The following is a 20,665-nucleotide window of genomic DNA, read 5'->3' on the forward strand; positions in this document are numbered from 1 at the left end:
CAAAAAACCATCGAACCAATGTCCGATGGTTTGAAATCATTTGTATTTTACTGTAACGGTACGACGACCCCAGTTGAATGCTTCTGAACGAGAGTAGTAAAGGATATCCATCTTCTTACCTTTGATGGCACCGCCAGTATCAGCAGCTGTATATGTCCCTTTCAACTTCCCTTTGTAATACACTTTGACTGTCGAACGAAGTGGAATGACACGTGGATCAACAGCTACGACTTTCTTTTTCGAGCTTTTGATGTTCCAACCGATTGCTGTCAGGTTGCCACTGCCTGGATCATACGGTGTATAAGCTGTCGCACTCACGTTCGTGACTGTTTTCCAACCGCCCGTAGATTGTTTTTTTGATCCGCTTGACGTCACGACCTTCGAGTAGCTCGCGCTAAGATAAGCCGTCTTACCTTTGTAGCTTACTTTGTACCAGTTCCCTGTTTTTGCTTTGTATGATAACGTTTGGTTCTTATATAGAAGACCGAGTTTCTTCGAAGAAGTAGTAGCTTTTTGACGAATGACTAGGCTATCGACTGTTGACTTGACGCTTTTCTTAGTTGCAGCCTCTGCTTGAAGACCTGCGAACGAACTGAGTGCTAACACGACCGTTAAAACACTTGCGAGCATTCGTTTCATCATGTATTTTCTCCTCCATCATTGTTTCGTGTTTGTTAACTGAGATTAATATACATGACAAAAGCAAGTAGTGCCGTTACATATAGACCACAAAAATATGTCTGTACTATTACCGTTATGTTACAAAAGACTCATTTTTTTAAGAAATGACCCTTTTTTAGGTTTATTTTTACGATGATGACGCTTCTTTTTTCGTTGTATGACAAACGTCGTAACAATAGATCATACGTTCGCGTATCACTTTTCTGGGATTTCATCAAAAAAAGGACTAAATCGTCGTATTAACGATTCAGTCCTTTTTAAAAATTATGCGTTTTGAGCAACCAATCCACCAACACGAACTGTATCGCGTGCGATCATCAATTCTTCATTCGTTGGAATGATAATGACTTTGACTGGTGAGTGTGGGTAGTTAATGAAGAGTTCTTCTCCATGAGCTCCATTGTTGAGTGATGGATCCCAGTAAACGCCCATGAATTCGAGACCACGTAGGACACGCTCACGGATTGAATCTGAGTTTTCCCCAACACCAGCTGTGAAGATAATGGCGTCAACACCATTCATCTCAGCAGCATATTGCCCGATGTATCCGTGGATACGGTTCGCGAAGATACGGAGTGCCATCTCTGAACGGTGGTTTCCTTCCTTCGCAGCCGTTTGGACGTCACGCAAGTCACTTGAAAGACCTGAGAGTCCGTAGATTCCAGACTCTTTGTTCATGACGTTCAAGACTTCTTCCGCTGTTTTCCCTGTTTTCTCCATCAAGAATGGAATCAAAGCTGGGTCGAGTGAACCAGAACGTGTTCCCATCGTGATCCCTTCAAGCGGTGTGAAGCCCATCGTCGTATCGATTGATTCGCCACCCGAAACTGCTGCGATTGATGCTCCGCTACCTAAGTGACATGAGATCAAACGAAGGTCTTTTAATGGACGACCGAGTAATTCAGATGCACGTTCCGTAACATATTTGTGGCTCGTACCGTGGAAACCATATTTACGGATACCGTATTCTGTGTAGTAATCATACGGTAAGCTGTAAAGGAAGTTTTCTTCTGGCATCGTTTGATGGAACGCCGTATCGAAGACCGCCACTTGCGGCACTTCCGGAAGCAATGCTTGGAATGCCCGGATTCCGATCAAGTTTGGTGGAATGTGAAGTGGTCCGAGTTCTGTATACGACTCGATATCTTGCATGACTTCATCCGTGATCAATACAGAGTCTGCATATTTTTCTTTACCATGAAGAACACGATGTCCGACACCTTTAATCTCATCGTAAGACGAGATGATTCCGAACTCCATTAATTTTTCGAGGGATAACTCGACTGCTTCTTTATGTGTTGCAAGCGGGAGGACATCTGTATACTTTTGTCCTTCACCATATTTAATCGTAAAGATTGCATCGTCTTTACCGACACGTTCAACGAGTCCGACTGCAATCATCGTTTCGTTCGGCATTTCGAGCAATTGGAACTTCAAAGACGAACTACCTGCGTTTACCGCCATAATTTTTGCCATGATTTTTCCCCTTTTCCATTTGAATCCAATGAACATTCACATCTGTTTAGGTTTTCTTCTATTTCTGTTCTACAACTAGAATAGTCAAATTAACGACAGATTTCAATCACTTTGCGTAATTCATTTTAATTCTGTGTTAATCCATTCATCAATCTGTTTCACCATACCACCAAACGCACGGGCATCTGTGAAAGATGGTAGTTCAGCAAGTAACGCTTGTTTTGGCATCTTCATACCGGCTAAATGATTACGGACGATCAAATAACTTTTTGCTGCCTGTTCTTGTTTGAACATCGTGAGCGGCAACTGCAAAATACCGATGACGTGCGCTTTTGATTCGAAGTATTGTTTCAACTTGCCTTCCGTATCATGCTGGAACAAACCGTTCGGAATGACAAAAACACCGAACCCACCTGGTTTGACGTATTGCATCGCTTGTTCGATCAATAAGAAATGACTATAGCTCATACCCTCATCTCGTTTCAAGATGTAAGAAGCAGCAGCCTCTTCATCCGGATAATAACCGACTGGGAGATCAGCCATCGCAAGATCAACTGGATCTAGCAACAAAGGTCGTAACGCATCTTGATGCGTATACGTAACAGGATAGTCGAGTAATTCCGTTACCGCTGCCGATAAACGAATTAACGTCTCATCTACCTCAACTGCTTCAGCAGATGTGCCCGTCGAAAGCTGACTCAAGACAGCGTGTAACATACCACCTGTTCCACTTCCTAATTCAAGTAGTCGGATGTCCTCCTTACCTACCAATTTCCCGATTAGATAACCAGCAAACAAAGCGACGCTGTCTGGCGTCGGCAAATGGTTCGGTTGCGCTTGTTTCATCCCTTCTAAAATAGCAAGCGATACTGCCTTTCGAATGACCTCTTTGTCTACATTTTCAGTATGGCGATCGTTCAACCGGTCAATCACAGTCGTCAACGCTTCTAGGTAAGGCATATCAAGATCACGTTCGATTTGTTTTGTTTGACGTGTTAATTCCTTATATAACTTTTCTAACGGCTCCATGTACGTCATCCTCTCCAAAACGAAACGGCCCCCCGTAGAGCGGGAGCCGTTTCTATCATTAGTTCCATTGTAACGCTTCAGCGTCGTTTGTAAACCATTCTTACTTCGCTTCACGTGCTGCAGCGAGTGCAGCTTCGAAATTTACCTCATCCGTTGATTCTTCGAGGTATTCGACATACGTGATTTCGTTGTTCGAATCTAAGACGAAGACAGAGCGAGCAAGCAGACGTAATTCTTCGATTGCCACGCCGTACTGTGTACCGAATGAAAGATCACGGTGATCAGACAATGTCACGACTTGATCAAGACCACTTGACGCACACCAACGACGTTGCGCGAACGGAAGGTCGTTTGAGATCGTCATGACCGTCACACCTTCGATTTTAGCTGCTTCTTCGTTAAATTTACGAGTCTGCGCATCGCATACCCCTGTATCGATTGATGGGACGACACTGATGATTCGAACACCTTGGTATGTATCACGTGTTACGGGCGATAAGTCGTTAGCTAACACTTGAAAGTCCGGTGCTGTTTGTCCGACTTGAACCGCTGTACCTTGAAGTGTGATTGGATTTCCTTTAAACGTTGCCATATGAATTCCCCTTTTCCCCTGATTGGATATACTGTATTTTCTATTTAACTATAGGAATGATCTGCGAAGATGGCAAGTATTCTGCCATAATTGATGGACTTCAGTACCCGTCTTTCTAAAAAACAGGTATAATAAAAGAGTTCATGAAACGCTTTCAAGGGGGAATTGACCATGGCTCGAAATAATGTCTACCTGTACTACCGAAATACACAAAGACACGAGACGCAGGTGCGAAAGTTGATTGATGTCGGTACACGATACGGACTGAATGTCGTCCAAGATCATCGACAAGCAAACATCATCGTCTCGATTGGTGGAGATGGGGCTTTCTTGCAAGCGGCACGCTTCACAGGTTTCCGTGATGATGCGATCTATGTCGGATTCGCTGAAGGACCAAACTCGTTCTACTGTGACTTTGATATCAATGATCTTTCTGCGGTCGAAGCAATCTTTAAAGAGACGGGCAATCGTGTCTCGGATGGCGAAATCGAAGTACGTCGTTATCCACTACTTGAAGCATCCATCAACGGTGGACCACCAATGCTCTGTCTGAACGAATGTTCCGTAAAGTCGAGCATCATCAAATCACTCGCAATCGAAGTCTATATCGATGACTTCCTGTTTGAGACATTCCGCGGGGATGGAATGGTCATCTCAACACCGACGGGATCTACGGCTTATAACAAGTCACTTTCTGGTGCGATCGTCGATCCATTGATCCACTGTCTTCAAGTCAGCGAGATCGCTTCCGTTAACAATAACCGGTACCGGACACTCGGTTCTGCTTTCCTATTGAACCGCGGACGGAAACTCTCGTTACGCATCATTGAGGACGGAAACGATTATCCGATCATCGGGATGGATAACGAAGCACTCAGCCTGACACGAACGGATTCAGTCGATATCCAGCTCTCTGAAAAAGAACTTAAAACCGTCAAATTGACGAACAATACATTTTGGCATAAGATTCAACGCTCATTCTTATGACAATAAAAAAATCTGCCTCCTCAGGGCAGATTTTTTTATTGCGTCTTCCGTTACGTCACCCCTTATACTCCAATCAAAGGAGGTACACAGATGATGTATTCCACTCAGGAAATCGCCAAACTTACCGGCGTCACAAAACGAACGCTTTATCATTATGAGACGTTCGGTCTCCTTGTGCCAAAGCGCAACGATGCCGGTCACCGATATTATAGCAGTGAGGATCTTTTACGTTTACAACAAATCCTTCTCTATCGCTCTCTTGATTTTCCGCTGTCAGAAATCCAAAGATTACTTACACAATCTGACTCCAGTCATCACACGATATTGAAAAAACAAATTGTACTACTTCAAGAAAAAGCTTCGCATTATCAGATGCTCGCTCAACTCGCTGAACAAACATTACTCACTTTAATAGGAGAACTCCCCATGAAAGATGAACAATTATTCCGCGGTTTACGTCACGAAGAGATCGTCATGCACGAAAAACAACATGCAGATGAAGTCCAACAACACTACGGTGACACCGACGCATATCGAATCAGTGCAAAAAGACAAAAACAACGTACCCCAAATGAGAAAGAAAGACTTAGCGCCATGCACAAACAACTCGATCAACGCTTGACGATCCTTTACCGCGACGGACGTGCGGCATCTGATCCGGACGTTCAACAGGTCGTCAAGGAACAACATGACTTCATCGATACGTACTATTACCCATGTGAGTTATCTATTTTTGAGTCACTCGGTCAGATGTACGTGTCCGACGAACGGTTTCGCGCTTATTACGATGCGTATGCACCTGGACTATCTTCTTTTTATTCAGAAGCTATTTCGCACTATACAGAAGCAACATCAAACTAAGGTTGCTTCTGCCTGATAGACGATTTTACCAGCTTGGACAGTCTCCACTAAACGGTTATTCAAGATGGCTTCACCACGCAAGCGATAGAAGTCTTCTTCAAAGATGACGAAATCGGCATCGTATCCTGGTAGGAGTAATCCTTTGCGTCCATGTGTCTCGGTCGCGAGATGTGGATTTTTCGTAAAGAGTAACAAGGCTTCGTACATCGATAACGTCTCATTCGCCTTATTGACACGTCCCGCTGTTCCTTCCGTCGCTGCATACAGGGAACGCCGGACATCGGGGTCAGAGATCGGCGCATCTGCCCCACCGCATAATAATGCGCCGGTCTCAGCTAACGAACGTAAACGATAACTCCAGTCTAAGCGGTTCAATCCGAGTCGATCGACGATAAAGTCTGCGTCATCCAGTAAAAAGACCGGTTGAACGTCAATCAAGACCGGTAACTTCCGAATTCGTGCAAGCGTTTCTGGTCGAACGACCGTCGCATGAATGATCCGATCCCGCTTGCCTTTTGGTGCTGGATATTTCTCGAGCACCTGTACGAATCGTTCAATCGCTAAATCACCGATGACATGTGCCGCAACTGTAAACCCGTAACTACGTGCACGCTTGACGAGTTGTTCGAGTTGTTCTGGTGTATGCACTTCGATACCACGTGTCGTCGGATCATCAGAATAACCACGACCGAGAAGAGCTGTCCGTCCTCCGAGTGCGCCGTCGACGAATAGTTTCATCGCACCAATTGACATCGTTGATGGCAAAATTGGTTGCTGTTGCACGAACTCATCGATGACAAGATGATGAACGAGTAGATGTGTATGGAAGCCTGTCTCTTCTGTCACTTCTTTATATGCTTGGAGGATTTCCGCGACATCTCCGTGATACGATAAATCTTCTGTGTGTGCCGCAATGATGCCGTATTGATACAAACTCTTGATTGCTGATCGGAGTGACGATTTGTTTCGCTCTAAGTTTCCAGCTTGTAACGCATACAAAGGTTCAAGCGCCGCATCGTACAAAAATCCGTCAGCTTCGCCGTTATCCGATAAGCCGATCTTTCCACCATCGATGACAGTCGATGCTTTATAGCCGAGCTGTTGGAATAAAACATCGTTGACAAGTGCGGTATGCCGGTCTGTCCGTTTTAATAAGGCAGGAGCGTCCGGGAACAACTGATTCAGCCATGCTTTTGTCGGCGCACGGTCAAGTTTCGTTTCGTCATATCCTTCCGCCACGTGAATCCCATTGATTGGTTCTGCCTTGAGGAAAGCTTGTCCTAATGCTTCAAGCGTCGTATAACGCGAGGCATCGACACGGTTGATCGCTTCCCCGTAACCAATCAGATGAATATGTGCGTCTGTGAAGGCTGGATAAACAGCTTTTCCGTTCAAGTCTTGAATCTGATCAATACGTCTACCGAAACGTCGACGTAGTTTTCCTTCCTCCCCCATTGCGATGATCCGCGTCTTCTCGACGAACATCGCTGAATGGACGTCCTCTTCATGTGCCATCGTTCGAATCAATCCGTTTACGTATAGTGTTCCCATTCTACTCACTCCTCTTTTTACAAAAATAGGGTGACCATGACGGTCACCCTGAATTGTCGATCCTGATTTAAACGTGCAACGTTTCCTCTGGTGCACACGATCGTTTAATGCGTTCGATCGCGTCCGGATCGTATTCATTTAGGACACGTTCCGCTAAGACGATCGTACGTTCATAGTCTCCCGCTAAGAACTTCGTTTCCGCGATCGTCAGCGACATATGTATCTCATTGTCGTGGCGACGGTATCGGTTCGCATACTGGACGAGCCGTTCGGCATACGTGACTTCGAACACTAATGTATCTAACCGTTCTTGCACATGTTTAAACGTTTCTTGGACGTCTTGACTTTGTGCAACGATCGATCGGACATTAAACGGTAACTCTTCGAGCCGTGTCTCAAGCGTCTGTAGCGAACGGTTCGCATTACGTAGTGCTTCTTCAACTTCCGTTGGTAAGTTCGGTAATCCAAGTCGTTTCAGACGAAGACGTGTTTGCGAGAGCTGATGACGCCATTCGACGATCCGTTCGCGCACTTCTGTCTCTTCTTTTCGAAGCGCTTGAAGTTCGACCGTAAAGCGTTCGTACTGAATCATCAACTGTTCCTCTAAGCGAATCGCATCGCGCATTTGATCTTCGAGCATACTGAACGGAATGATTTTCCCAGCAATCGACTCATCGAGATCTTTTGCTGCTTCAAACAGTAGCTCTTCGTCACGCTGGATCGTTTCGTAGTGAATTCCAAGATCTGCTGAGATTTCATACTTTTCACGTAAAATACTGAACTCTTGCGCCAATTGATGAATCCGTTCGCGCATCCGTAATGCTTTTTGTTTCAAGGATTGATTTTCTTTTTTCACTTGATGACGTGCATCAACTTCACGACGGAACGTATCATACATTTGATCAACGTCGGCTGATAACTGTTGAATCGCTTCTTCTAAACCATCGACTTCAAGCATCTCGATTTTTTCAGAAAGGCTCAGACGTTGTTCCTCGAACCGTTTGATCTCGGATTGAAGACCGAGTGGTTCAAGCGGATACCCATCTAACGACATTTCCTTATAACCCGCTCCGAGCTGATCAATCCGTTGACGCAATTCATGTGCGAGAATCTTCCATTGTTTCGGCACGAGTTCAACAAGCTGACGCGTCGTCGCTACTTCTTGCTCAAGCAACAAGCTTGTTTCGTAAGCCTTCGTCACTTCACCCGAAGCTTCGTATTGACACATCTCATTCCAGTGCGCGTTGATTTGTTCACTTCGTTCTTCCAGACGCGCGAGCGCCGGACCGAATGAGTTCGCTTGGATCAATAACGATTTCCGAACTTGCCCAGAATCAGCTTCCCCTTGCGCTTTCAACTCTGCTAGAACCGATTGATTCGTTTTGAACGTCGACATCTCGACGAGCATCTCATCGATCAATCCTTCGAGTTCCGCAATCAATTGTTCCGTTACTTCAAGGTCATTCTTGACGGCGATGAACCGGTATTTATCGAGCGCTTCTTCCGCTCGGTAAAGGGTTTCATCGATTTGGGCGACGTGGACCGTTAACAACTCTTCCCACGCTTGATGCCAGGAGCTGAACTTCGTCTCCGTCTCACCCGCCATCGGTAGTTGCTTTAAGTCCTGCAACTCCTTTGGAATCGATGCACTGACGATGCCTTGTTTGCGCATATCAAGTTCATCGATTTTCGTGTAGTATTTTTTTCGACTGATCATGCTGAATAGCATGACGAGTAATACGATGACGATGACTCCGATCACCCATGCCCACATTTGTCACGACCTCCACTCTGTCGTACGACTTTAGATTTTCTCTAAATCGCAATAATCTTATCCTTATAATAGTATAGCGCAACCGTTTTGCATAGATTTACAGAGGCTTTTCCTGATTTCTTCCGCTGTTTTGAATCCTTTGTCCAAAAATCAATTGTTTGTCAGCTACACGAAAACTCGTTAAACTAAAAAAAATACGCTTTTCACGGGAGGAATTTTATTATGTTCGAAACAAAGACATATGAAGGTGACCGGACGAAACAATATGACATGCTGTCAAAACAACTCGATGCGTTATTAATGGGAGAAGACAATCAAGTCGCGAACTTATCGAATGCGAGCGCGTTACTCAACCAATTCCTCGACCGTATCAACTGGGTCGGCTTCTATTTGACGGATACCGAGCAAAACCAACTCGTCCTCGGACCATTCCAAGGACTTCCAGCATGCGTCCGTATTCCATTCGGTCGTGGTGTTTGCGGAACGTCCGCAGCAGAACAAACGACACAACGGATCGAAGACGTTCACCAATTCCCAGGTCATATCGCATGTGACGCGGCATCGAATTCTGAAATCGTCATTCCACTCGTCAAAGACGGACAAACGATCGGCGTCCTCGATATCGACAGCCCAGAATTCAACCGTTTCGATGAAGTCGACCAAGCTGGTTTAGAAGCATTCTGTACGACACTACTTCGTCATCTGTAATTCTGATTGACAGTCGATTGTCCACACCGTATACTTGTAAAAGTGCAGAAATGATAACGATAGCGGTCAAATCGCTTACGTATCACATTTCATGACTCGGTGAATAACCGGAGGGGCATCGTGTAACTTTGCTATCAAGCGAGGGTGCCACATCATGAAATGGGCGTAACGTGGGTTTGATGGCGTTATTATTTTTATGCAAATAATAACGAACACTAAGGAGGAGTCTTATTATGGCTCGCTATACAGGTCCAGCTTGGAAACTTTCACGTCGTCTCGGTATCTCACTTACTGAAACAGGAAAAGAAATCGCAAAACGTCCGTACGCTCCAGGACAACACGGTAACAGCCGTCGTAAAATGTCTGAGTACGGTCTTCAACTTCAAGCGAAGCAAACGCTTCGTCACATGTACGGAGTAAACGAACGCCAATTCAACCGTATGTTCAACGATGCTGGCAAAATGCCTGGTATTCACGGTGAGAACTTCATGTTCTTACTTGAAACACGTCTTGATAACGTCGTTTACCGTATGGGTATGGCTCGTACACGTCGTGCTGCTCGTCAGCTCGTCAACCACGGTCACATCCAAGTTGATGGCGCTCGCGTCGACATCCCGTCGTTCCGCGTGAAACCAGGTCAAACGATCTCAGTTCGCGAAAAATCGAAGAACTTTGTCGTTATCAAAGAAGCACTCGAAGTTGCTCCAGCAACTAAAGACTTCGTTACTTTCGATGCTGAGAAGCTCGAAGGAACGTTCGTCCGTCTTCCTGAGCGTTCTGAATTGAACGATCAAATCCAAGAACAACTCGTCGTCGAGTACTACTCACGTTAATCGATTGTTCCAGCACTCACTTCGGTGGGTGCTTTTTTTGTACATATCATGAAAATGTATACCTGGTCTTAAAAAAAGAGTGACGCCAATTATTTATTTGTGTTAACCTATAAACATACATAGTTAACACAAATAGAAAAGAGGACTTTATTCATGAAAACAAGAGATTTAACGTTCATCGCCCTTGGTGCTGCCATCATCGCAGCCGTTAGCTCTTTGCCGCAGATCCAACTGGTCGGCGCCGTTCCGATCACACTTCAGATGCTCGCAATCATGACGGTCAGTGCCATTCTCGGTGGAAAACGCGGTGGACTTGCTGTCTTGATCTTCTTATTGCTCGCAGCTGCTGGTCTCCCTGTTCTCGGCGGAAAAGGTGGACTTGCTCCATTCGTCGGACCAACTGTCGGGTATTTGATTGCCTTTCCGATTGCCGGATTCTTCATCGGTCTCATCGCTGAAAAAACACGTCGTTTCGTCCCCCTCTTCATCGGGATGATCGTCTTCGGACTTGGTTTAGTCTACTTGCTCGGAACATTCGGTCTGATGGCTGTACTCGATCTGTCGTTCAAAGATGCTTTTGCGATCAACTATCCTTTCGTCTTATGGGATACGATCAAAGCCGTCATTGCCACGACGATCGCCGTTCGCTTGTTGCCACTTCGCTTATTCCGGACAGCTTAAAAAACGCTCTCTGCATCTATGTGCAGGGAGCGTTTCGTTTATCATCAAGCATGCTCGACGACGAAGTATTTTTTCTTTCCGCGACGTACGATCGTAAAGCGACCGATTGCATCTGATTCAGTGATTTCTTTCGTTAAGTCTTGCTCGCGTTCTCCGTTGAGGTAGATCGCACCGTTCGTGACGTCTTCACGTGCCTGACGTTTTGACGGACTAATCTTCGCCTCAACGAGCACGTCGACGAGGTTGTTTGATTCGCCGAGTGTAAAGCGTGGCATGCCTTTGAAGGCATCTTCGATATCTTCGACTTGCAACGATTTAATATCTCCGCTAAAGAGTGCCGTCGTAATACGTTGTGCTTGTGTCAGACCTTCTTCACCGTGGACGAGAACCGTCATTTCTTCTGCAAGACGACGTTGTGCGACGCGCTTCTCTGGTGCTGCCTTGACTTCTTCTGCAAGTGCATCGAGTTCTTCGTGCGTCAAGAACGTGAAGTATTTCAAGAACTTGATGACGTCGAGATCGTCTACATTGAACCAGAACTGGTAGAACTCGTACGGTGACGTTTTATCAGCATCTAACCAGACCGCACCGCCAGCTGTCTTACCGAATTTCTGACCATCCGCTTTCGTAACGAGCGGTACTGTCAATCCGAATGCTTTTTCTTCATGACCAGCACGACGAATCAGCTCCATTCCTGCTGTGATGTTCCCCCACTGATCACTACCTCCTACTTGAAGACGGCATCCTTTGTCTTCGTAAAGTTTCAAGAAGTCAAACGATTGAAGTAACATGTATGAGAACTCAGTGAATGAGATACCGTTTTGAAGACGTGAATCAACAGAGTCCTTCGCAAGCATGTAGCTGACCGGGAAGTGTTTTCCGATATCACGTAAGAAATCGATGATTGTCAAATCTTTCGTCCAGTCTAAGTTATTGGCGATCGTGACCGGATTTTCACCTTCAAGTGGTAAGAAACGTGACAGTTGATCTTTAATCCGATTCGCGAACTCTTCGACGATATCCGATGTGTTCAATGACCGTTCCGTTGCACGACCACTCGGATCCCCAATCATCCCAGTTGCCCCTCCAACGAGACCTACGACATGGTGACCCGCTTGTTGGAATCTTTTTAAGACTAAAATCGGCAACAAGTGTCCGATGTGAAGTGAATCTGCTGTTGGATCGAAGCCTGTGTAAAGCGTCGTCGGATTCTCGAGTAATGTTTTCAGCCCTTCTTCATCTGTCATTTGGTTAATTAACCCGCGAAATTCTAAATCCTCTAATAACGTCATTGTTTCTCCTCCTAAAGTTCACTATTAACAAAAAAAACCGTCCCTTCGTCTAAAACGAAGGGACGGAATATTCCGTGGTACCACCCTAATTGTCCTTTTGTGTAAAAGGACCACTTGGTTCGTCGATAACGGGACGGACCGCTTGATTTCTCAAGAAACTCCTGGAAGCGTAATTCGTAAGTTCACTGTGTCCTAGTTCGCAGCACCACTAGGTCTCTGTCACAGGGAGTGACTTACTACTATATTCCGATCATGGTTTAGCGCAATATACGAAAATAAGATGGTTTCATGATACGTCGAAGGCGAATCCGCTGTCAAGTCCGATTTCATTAGTAGATTTATGGTATAATACGTCTATCTGTGATTTAATATTAATTTACACCTAAGTTTAAGATGCAAAGGAGATCATTTATGCGCGAGAACTGGTTCAAGTTTTGGAATCATCCCCGGACGAAAGCCGTTCGGCACTGGTCAAATATCACATATGATGTTTCATGGAACATCATTTTGTTCCTCATCATAGCTGTCTTACTCGTCGGTAGTTTTTCTGTTGGTGCAGCGGGCGGCTATTTCGCTTCGCTCGTCAAGGACACAAAAGCACCACCATTGACTGAGATGAAACAACAAGTCAACAGCTATGCCGTCACAAGCCAAATTTATTGGGGAAGTGGTGAAAAGCTGACGAACATCTCAACAGATGAAGAACGTCAGCCTGTCGATATCAAGAAGATTTCTCCTTACTTGATCGATGCGCTTTTATCAACGGAAGATGTAGACTTCTATCAACACGATGGTGTCGTTCCAAAAGCGACATTACGAGCAGTTCTACAAGAACTAACGAATTCTGCGTCGCGCACAGGCGGAAGTACGCTAACACAACAATTAATCAAAAACCAAATCTTGACGAACGAAGTCTCATTCGAACGGAAAGCGAAAGAAATTCTTTTAGCATTGCGCCTTGAAAACGCGATGTCAAAAGATGAAATTTTACAAGCGTATTTGAATGTCGTCTCATTCGGTCGCAATTCACTCGGTCGTAATATCGCGGGGATCGAGGCTGCATCACAAGGAGTTTTCAACAAATCCGCGAAAAAACTGACGTTACCACAAGCAGCTTTTCTCGCTGGGATTCCTAAAAACCCTTATTACTACACCCCTTACCTTCAAGGTGGCGTCGTCAAAAAGGACTTGACGCCAAGCGTCAACCGGATGAAAACAGTATTGAAGCGGATGTATGTCGCGAAAAACATCACGAAGGAACAGTACGAAAAAGCAATCAAGCATGATATTACGAAAGATTTCGCGAAACAATCAAAACGTTCTCGTGATACGTATCCGTATGTCTACGATTTAGCCGAACGTGAAGCAACGAAAATCATGACGAAGTATCTGATGAAACAAGATGGCGTGAAAGAAGATGAAGTGAAACCGTCTGAACTGGCAGAAGTGCGTGCCAACTATCAAGATCAAGCACTTGTTGCACTGCGCCAAGGCGGCTACAAAGTTCACTTGACACTTGATAAAAAAATTCATGAAGCGATGCAACAACCTGCGAAGAACAGTGCGAACTTCCCAGGAAGCATGCAATACAAACAAGTCGTCGATCCAAAAACGAAAAAAAGCGTTTCGAAACAGGATCCAGAAGAAACAGCAGCAGTCATGGTTCAAAATGAAACGGGACGTATCCTCGGATTCGTCGGCGGACGGTATATGGATGGAAAAGCTGACGATTTCAACCGGGCATTCCAAGCCAAACGTCAAATCGGGTCAACGGCAAAACCAATCCTCGTTTACTCGAACGGGATTGAAAATCGCTTGATCACACCAGGGTCTACCGTTAATGATGAAGAGTACTACTACCAGACTGTACCACGTCAACCTGGCGACCGTCCGATCAAGAACGAAGGTGGACGTTACCGTGGTAATGTAACGGTTCGTACGGCATTAGAACTATCATTGAACGTACCGGCCGTTAAGATTTACGAGAAGATGAACATGTCGAATTCGATTCAAAAACTCGTCGATATGGGAGTTGAAGTACCTGATGCGATCCGTTATGCCCCTTCTGCGGCACTCGGAACGATGGAAATCACACCTGTCGAACTCGCAGGTGCTTACGCGACACTTGCCAACTATGGTGAATTCGTCCAACCGTACATCATCTCGAAAATCACGAAAGACGGAAAAGATATCTATAAAGCAAAACCGAAGAAAAAACGGATCTATGAACCACGAACAGCTTACCTGACACTTGATATGATGCGTGGTGTCTTCACGAAAGGTACAGCGACGTTCGCTAAAGCTAGATTGAACGTACCGGGAGATTGGGCCGGTAAGACGGGTACGACCAACGATGTCAAAGACTCTTATCTTGTTGGTTCTACTCCTGGTGTAACCCTTGCCGTCTGGACAGGACACGACCAGAACAACTCACTCATCGGTCCGTCAACGTACTACCAACGTACGCAGACGCTCTGGTCACAGATGGCGAATGCATCGTATGGTGCGAACAGCAGTTACTTCAAATCTGGCGCCCGCTTCACGCAACCATCTTCTGTAACAGCAAATGACTTCCAAAACAGTGGTCGCTTCAAAGAAGAAGATAAGAAGAAAAAAGCCGAAGAAGCAAAGAAAAAAGCCGAAGCGAAGAAACAGAAAGAAGTAGAAGAAAAGAAAAAAGAGGCAGACGCACAGAAGAAAGAAGATCAACAAAAACAACAAGATCAAGCTAAAGAAAAAGCAGATGCTGAGGCAAAGAAAAAAGCAGCAGATGACGCAAAACGTGCTGCCGATGCAAAAGCTGAAGCTGATGCAAAAGCAAAAGCCGACGCAAAAGCCGAAGCCGATGCAAAAAAGAAAGCTGAAGCGGACGCTAAGAAAAAAGAGGCAGATGCGAAGAAACAGCAAGAGCAACAAAAGAAACAGCAAGAGCAACAAAAGAAACAAGATGAAAAGAAAAAAGATGCTGCTTCTGAAAACTAACAAAAAGGATGAATCACCTGTTTCGGTGATTCATCCTTTTTTCATATTCAATCCTCCATCGTCGATAAATCGCCCGTTTCCAAGTTCAACTCCCATGCTTTCAGGACACGGCGCATGATTTTACCACTTCGTGTCTTCGGCAACTTATCTCGGAAATCAATTTCTCTTGGGGCCGCGTGAGCAGCTAGACCTTCCTTGACGAATGCTTGGATTTCTTGTTTTAATTCATCCGTTGGCTCATAACCATCACGTAAGGCAATGAATGCCTTAATGATTTCGCCTCGCACCGGGTCTGGTTTCCCGATGACTCCAGCTTCCGCGACTGCTGGGTGCTCAACGAGACGGCTTTCAACTTCAAACGGACCGACCCGTTCTCCAGCCGTCATGATGACGTCATCAACACGCCCCTGGAACCAGAAATAGCCTTCATCGTCCATATAGGCAGAATCGCCTGACACATACCATCCTTTAAAGAAATAGGATTCATATTTTTGTGGATTGTTCCAAATTTGACGCATCATCGATGGCCACGGTGTTTTCAATGCAAGGTTACCCATCCGGAACGGTGGTAACTCGTTTCCTTGATCATCAATGATCGCAGCTTGGGTTCCTGGAATTGGTTTCCCCATCGATCCCGGTTTAATGTCCATCGACTTGTAGTTACAAATCATCATCGCGCCCGTTTCTGTCATCCACCATGTATCATGAATGCGTTGGTCAAATGCTTCTTTTCCCCAACGAATAACTTCTGGATTCAATGGTTCTCCGACAGACAACACATGACGAAGACTTGAAAGATCATGGTGATTCGCGACGTCCGCCCCCGCTCCCATTAACATCCGGAAAGCAGTTGGCGCGCTATACCAGACCGTTACGTTATACTTCTCGATAACACTATACCAGAAATCTGGATTGAAACGTCCACCGACAACGACGTTCGTTGCCCCATTTAAGAACGGTGCGAAGATACCGTAACTTGTTCCTGTGACCCACCCTGGATCAGCCGTGCACCAGTAGACATCGTCTTCTTGTAGATCGAGTACCCAACGTCCTGTCATTAAATGCTGAATCATCGCATTTTGAACATGAAGGACACCTTTTGGCTTCCCTGTCGATCCTGAAGTATAGTGCAAGATCAATCCGTCTTCACGATCCAACCAGACCGGTTCGAATACATCGGATGCTTGCTTGAACGCTTTTCGGAAATCAAGTAATGTTTCTGATTCTTCAACGCCTTCATCAACGAGTACTACTTTTTCAAGTGATTCCAGTTCCCCAACTGGAACACGCGGGAGCAACGCTTTCGTTGTCACGAGTAGTTTCGCTTCAGAATCAACTAAACGATCACGAACAGCTTGTTCCATGAATGCTTCAAACAACGGACCGACGATCGCCCCTACTTTCAGTGCACCAAGTAGGGCAAAGTACAGTTCTGGTGAGCGTGGCATGAAGATGAAAATCCGGTCACCCGTTTTGACTCCTGCATCGACTAATACGTTTGCCGCTTTATTCGTCAATCGTTTCATGTCTGCATAGGTGAATCGTTGTTCCGTCATTCCATCGAAATAGATCAGCGCATCCTTGTTCGCCCGCTCGCCTTCTGCGTGGCGGTCGATTGCTTCATAGGCCATGTTGACTTTCCCCGTTGTCGCCCATGAAAAGTACTGCTCAGCATCTTTCCAATCGTACGTGTTCGTTTCATCATACTCTGCTAACCAATGCTTCCCCGGAAGCGCTTTCAAAACTTTCATGTCTCGTTCCTCCCCTTCTATGTTTTCCTCTTTATTATAAGCTAGTTATCCGTCAGTTCAATCCATTTGCCGTCAATTTGTTAAAAAATCCCTCTCTTTACTCAAGCGCTTTCGTCTATAATGAATAGGAAGGTGGTGACGCTTACATGTTTGAAAAACAATTCAATCATCGGACGCATGAAACATCACTCGGTCCTGTTGACATCGAAGGTCCCGTACCGAGTCAAACACTAGCAACGTATACACTCGATTCAGGGTTAACGGCTTTTCGTCCACCCGCTGAACAACATCAAGCGCTCGTTGAGATTGCGGACCTTGAAGAAGGACGGATCATCGTCGCTCGTCAAGGAACGGAAATCATCGGTTATGTGACTTACTTATATCCTGATCCCTATGAAACATGGAGTGAGGGAAACAATCCGTACATCTTGGAACTCGGGGCGATTGAAGTCTCCTCTCGGTTCCGCGGACAACAGATTGGTAAAAAATTGCTTGAAATCTCCATGCTAGATCCTGCCATGGAACATTATTTAATTCTAACGACTGAATATTATTGGCATTGGGACTTAAAAGGGAGTGGACTATCAGTGTGGGATTACCGGAAGATCATGGAGAAGATGATGAATCATGGTGGTCTTGTCTTTTTCCCGACCGATGATCCGGAAATCGCCTCCCACCCTGCTAACTGCCTGATGGCACGTATCGGAAAACACGTCTCACCTGAAGTAGTCGCTCATTTTGATGCGCTACGCTTGAGAAGACGCTTCATGTATGACTGAGCTCGAGGAGGAATCGTCATGTTAATCGAACAAATCATGAATACTACGTGCATCACGATGCAACCGACGAATTCCATCGCGCATGCGGTTGAACTCATGCAACGTCATCAGATTCGTCATATTCTCGTCGTTAATGCCCGTCATGAACTCGTCGGTCTTGTCGGACTAAAGGAAATTCAAAGCGCGAGTAGCATCTTTCATCCGGGCACAGCAAAACAAGACCTACAGTATCCCGTTTCAAGCATTATGATCGAAAGCCCTGTCACGGCCCATCCGCTTGATTTTCTAGAAGATGCGGCTGTGCTGTTTTATGAATATCACTTATCCTGCTTGCCAATCGTCCGCGGTCGACGTCTTGTCGGTATCGTCACGGAAACGGATCTGTTACGAACATTCGTTCAGTTGACGGGTGCACTCGAACCAAGTTCCCAAATCGAGATCCGTGTCGAGAATACAGCAGGTACATTAGCGAAGATTTCCGCACTGCTTGCTAAAACGAATATTAATATTTTAAATGTACTCGTGTATCCAACAGACGATCCGTATGTCCGGATTGTTGCGTTTCGTGTTCAGACGATGAATCCAATTCGGATCATCGAGAAGTTACGCAAAGAAGGATTCGATGTACTTGGACCGGATGTGAGCAGATGAAGGATTTTGCTTATCTGTATAGTCCTGAAGAAGCAACCTATCGATTTTCCGAGACCCACCCATTTAACCCAATCCGTCTCGAATTAACCGTTTCCTTGCTTGAATCGATGCATCAATTAGATGACATCCCTTGTATCGCCCCACGTCATGCGACCGATGAAGAATTGGCACTCGTTCATGATCAGGATTATATTGCTGCTGTCAAAGCAGCCGGAACCGGAGTATTATCACCACTCAAGGCACAGATGTACGGTCTTGGTACGGAAGATACTCCCTTGTTTCAAGACATGCATTCGGGTGCTTCCCTCCTTGTCGGCGGAACGATTGAAGCATGTGACCTCGTCTTATCTGGTCAGTATAAACGCACCTTTCATATCGGCGGTGGATTACATCACGGGTTCCGCGGACGTGCTTCAGGGTTTTGTGTCTATAACGATACGGCTGTCGCCATGGCGGCGATGATTGAAAAATATCACTGTAAAATCCTTTATGTCGATACGGATGCTCACCACGGGGATGGTGTGCAATGGGCCTTTTATAATCGAAATGATGTCATGACACTATCTCTCCATGAAACGGGTCGCTACTTATTTCCAGGAACGGGGATGGTAACGGAGAGAGGATCTGAAGAAGGATACGGTTTTAGCTGGAATGTACCACTGGATGCTTTTACGGAAGACGATTCGTTTTTACTTGCTTATGAGACGGCACTCTTTGAAGCATGCGAGTTGTTTCAACCGGATCTCATCATCACACAAAATGGCGCTGATGCGCACGTGCTTGACCCATTGACGCATCTGTCCTTAACGATGAAAAGTTATGAAAAGATTCCTCAAATCGCTGTGGCTGCGGCAGAAAAGTATACAGATGGAAAAATCGTTGCTTTAGGCGGCGGTGGTTATGATTGGTATCGTGTCGTTCCTCGCGCGTGGAGTCAGGTTTTTGCTGCCATGACAGGACAAGATCCTTTTCACGGGGAAATTCCAATTGCATGGCAAGAACGATGGGGCGGACAGGAAATAGCGCCACCCACGCACTGGCATGATCCGTCACCACTTTATCCCGCAATTCCAAGACGTCCTGAAATTGAAGAAAAAAATTGGGAGACCGTCAAACGATTGATTTGGCCATTCGTAAACGATGAACGTAAAAAACAACTGACAGCGATTTCCCCCTATTCCGCTGATTAATTGACTTTTTATCTTCACATTTATTTCGTTCGGAGTTCACATCTTGTTGCTATACTAAATATGGAATTTTTACTTAGTAAACGAATAGTTGGGGGAATCATCATGAAAAAGGCATGGCTTTACTCCGGTCTCATTCTGTCGACAGGGATCGTACTTGCAGGGTGTGGGAATGAAAAGCAGGCAATGGATCACGATAACATGCAAGGGGCCGGAAAACCGACCGTCGACGTCACTGTCGATATCCCAGCAAAGACAATGGATGAAGATGCCGTCGTCTTTAAAGCATCCGCGGTCGAAAAGAAAAAGCCCGTCAACCTTGAGGACGTGACGTTTGAAGTTTGGAAAGCTGGAAAACAAGATGGGGCACATCAAAAATTCAAAGCAACCTTGAAAAAGACAGGTTTCTATCAAGCAGAAGCCAAACTTGCTGAAGGTGAATACGAAGGTCTCTATCATATTAATGATAAAAAAGGACTCCATCACATGGATAAGATCTCTTTTGTCGTCATGGATCATTCACATGAAAAAGAGGAAGCATCGCATGAACACGAAGCCGTCGATGGTCTGTCTGTCCATTATATGGGTGCGACGAAAGTAAAGGCTGGTGCTGACCTCCCTGTCTCCTTTCACGTTTTTCTCGATGGAAAACCATTAAAGGCGAACGTTCAAGTCGAAGTCATTGAAACCGGTATTGAAAAACATAATTATGTTCCATTAACTAAAAAAGGTGATGCATACAGCGGAAAAGTCACATTGAACGCCCCCGGTCAGACGACGGTGCGTCTGCACGTCGAAAATGATCAACTCCACCATCACCAAGATGAACTCATCACCGTCACAAAATGAA

At 45.5% G+C, this 20,665-nt stretch carries 18 protein-coding genes and 1 other annotated feature; of the genes, 10 read left to right on the forward strand and 8 right to left on the reverse strand.

All coding sequences use genetic code 11. The annotated features are described in order from the left end of the window. Positions 1-36: 36 nt before the first annotated feature. The 4 genes from ACY2IG_RS12675 to tpx form a co-directional block, all read right to left on the reverse strand. Positions 37-642, reverse strand: a complete 606-nt coding sequence (locus tag ACY2IG_RS12675) for a 3D domain-containing protein (protein WP_035406242.1) — start codon at positions 640-642, stop codon at positions 37-39. A 303-nt stretch (positions 643-945) separates the two neighbouring features. Continuing rightward, complete coding sequence (locus tag ACY2IG_RS12680) at positions 946-2,157, reverse strand: acetate kinase (RefSeq protein ID WP_035406240.1); 1,212 nt, start codon at positions 2,155-2,157, stop codon at positions 946-948. 120 nt (positions 2,158-2,277) lie between these two features. Further along, positions 2,278-3,186 carry a class I SAM-dependent methyltransferase gene (locus tag ACY2IG_RS12685; protein ID WP_023469052.1) on the reverse strand — a complete coding sequence of 303 codons (909 nt, stop codon included), beginning with the start codon at positions 3,184-3,186 and terminating at the stop codon, positions 2,278-2,280. Between the two features lie 100 nt (positions 3,187-3,286). Continuing rightward, entirely contained in the window at positions 3,287-3,784 is a 498-nt protein-coding gene (tpx, locus tag ACY2IG_RS12690; RefSeq protein WP_155960139.1) for a thiol peroxidase, read from the reverse strand. Between the two features lie 165 nt (positions 3,785-3,949). Between tpx and ACY2IG_RS12695 the strand changes: the two genes are divergently transcribed. Further along, the gene (locus tag ACY2IG_RS12695; protein WP_023469054.1) at positions 3,950-4,765 is read left to right on the forward strand and encodes an NAD kinase; all 816 of its coding nucleotides are present in this window, start codon (positions 3,950-3,952) and stop codon (positions 4,763-4,765) included. Positions 4,766-4,855: 90 nt separating this feature from the next. Beyond that, positions 4,856-5,626 carry a MerR family transcriptional regulator gene (locus tag ACY2IG_RS12700; RefSeq protein WP_462617983.1) on the forward strand — a complete coding sequence of 257 codons (771 nt, stop codon included), beginning with the start codon at positions 4,856-4,858 and terminating at the stop codon, positions 5,624-5,626. Here ACY2IG_RS12700 and ACY2IG_RS12705 read toward each other — a convergent pair. Both ACY2IG_RS12705 and ezrA read right to left on the reverse strand, forming a co-directional pair. Next, a complete protein-coding gene (locus tag ACY2IG_RS12705; RefSeq protein WP_329468862.1) occupies positions 5,618-7,177 on the reverse strand; it encodes an amidohydrolase in 1,560 nt (519 codons plus the stop codon). The two genes, ACY2IG_RS12700 and ACY2IG_RS12705, sit on opposite strands and share 9 nt — an antisense overlap. Before the next feature lie 67 nt (positions 7,178-7,244). Beyond that, positions 7,245-8,951, reverse strand: coding sequence for a septation ring formation regulator EzrA (ezrA, locus tag ACY2IG_RS12710; protein WP_290752050.1), 1,707 nt, complete (start codon positions 8,949-8,951; stop codon positions 7,245-7,247). Positions 8,952-9,173: 222 nt separating this feature from the next. Here ezrA and ACY2IG_RS12715 point away from each other — a divergent pair, with 222 nt between their 5' ends. The 3 genes from ACY2IG_RS12715 to ACY2IG_RS12725 all read left to right on the forward strand — a co-directional run bounded on the left by ACY2IG_RS12715 (position 9,174) and on the right by ACY2IG_RS12725 (position 11,173). Continuing rightward, positions 9,174-9,659: a GAF domain-containing protein gene (locus ACY2IG_RS12715; protein ID WP_023469058.1), complete on the forward strand. Its 486-nt coding sequence runs from the start codon at positions 9,174-9,176 to the stop codon at positions 9,657-9,659. A gap of 233 nt (positions 9,660-9,892) precedes the next feature. Beyond that, positions 9,893-10,492, forward strand: a complete 600-nt coding sequence (gene rpsD / locus ACY2IG_RS12720; protein WP_035406229.1) for a 30S ribosomal protein S4 — start codon at positions 9,893-9,895, stop codon at positions 10,490-10,492. Positions 10,493-10,645: 153 nt separating this feature from the next. Further along, positions 10,646-11,173 carry a biotin transporter BioY gene (locus tag ACY2IG_RS12725; protein ID WP_290752056.1) on the forward strand — a complete coding sequence of 176 codons (528 nt, stop codon included), beginning with the start codon at positions 10,646-10,648 and terminating at the stop codon, positions 11,171-11,173. 44 nt (positions 11,174-11,217) lie between these two features. Here ACY2IG_RS12725 and tyrS read toward each other — a convergent pair whose 3' ends face one another. Beyond that, a complete protein-coding gene (gene tyrS / locus ACY2IG_RS12730) occupies positions 11,218-12,465 on the reverse strand; it encodes a tyrosine--tRNA ligase (protein WP_035406219.1) in 1,248 nt (415 codons plus the stop codon). Between the two features lie 55 nt (positions 12,466-12,520). Next, positions 12,521-12,728: a binding site (T-box leader), on the reverse strand. A gap of 148 nt (positions 12,729-12,876) precedes the next feature. Between tyrS and ACY2IG_RS12735 the strand changes: the two genes are divergently transcribed. Further along, the gene (locus tag ACY2IG_RS12735) at positions 12,877-15,447 is read left to right on the forward strand and encodes a transglycosylase domain-containing protein (protein ID WP_462617984.1); all 2,571 of its coding nucleotides are present in this window, start codon (positions 12,877-12,879) and stop codon (positions 15,445-15,447) included. A 47-nt stretch (positions 15,448-15,494) separates the two neighbouring features. Here ACY2IG_RS12735 and acsA read toward each other — a convergent pair whose 3' ends face one another. Continuing rightward, a complete protein-coding gene (acsA, locus tag ACY2IG_RS12740) occupies positions 15,495-17,198 on the reverse strand; it encodes an acetate--CoA ligase (RefSeq protein ID WP_056062704.1) in 1,704 nt (567 codons plus the stop codon). Between the two features lie 146 nt (positions 17,199-17,344). Here acsA and ACY2IG_RS12745 point away from each other — a divergent pair, with 146 nt between their 5' ends. From ACY2IG_RS12745 to ACY2IG_RS12760, 4 genes are all read left to right on the forward strand, one after another. After that, a complete protein-coding gene (locus tag ACY2IG_RS12745) occupies positions 17,345-17,977 on the forward strand; it encodes a GNAT family N-acetyltransferase (protein ID WP_023469064.1) in 633 nt (210 codons plus the stop codon). A gap of 18 nt (positions 17,978-17,995) precedes the next feature. Next, the gene (locus tag ACY2IG_RS12750) at positions 17,996-18,628 is read left to right on the forward strand and encodes an acetoin utilization AcuB family protein (protein WP_462617985.1); all 633 of its coding nucleotides are present in this window, start codon (positions 17,996-17,998) and stop codon (positions 18,626-18,628) included. After that, entirely contained in the window at positions 18,625-19,818 is a 1,194-nt protein-coding gene (locus ACY2IG_RS12755) for an acetoin utilization protein AcuC (RefSeq protein ID WP_056062706.1), read from the forward strand. The genes ACY2IG_RS12750 and ACY2IG_RS12755 overlap by 4 nt, the downstream gene beginning before the upstream one ends. 102 nt (positions 19,819-19,920) lie before the next feature. Then, positions 19,921-20,664 (forward strand): FixH family protein, encoded by a 744-nt coding sequence (locus ACY2IG_RS12760; protein WP_155960138.1) that lies wholly within the window; start codon positions 19,921-19,923, stop codon positions 20,662-20,664. The last annotated feature ends 1 nt before the right edge of the window (position 20,665 follow it).

Source organism: Exiguobacterium sp. EF_C8, assembly GCF_054956715.1.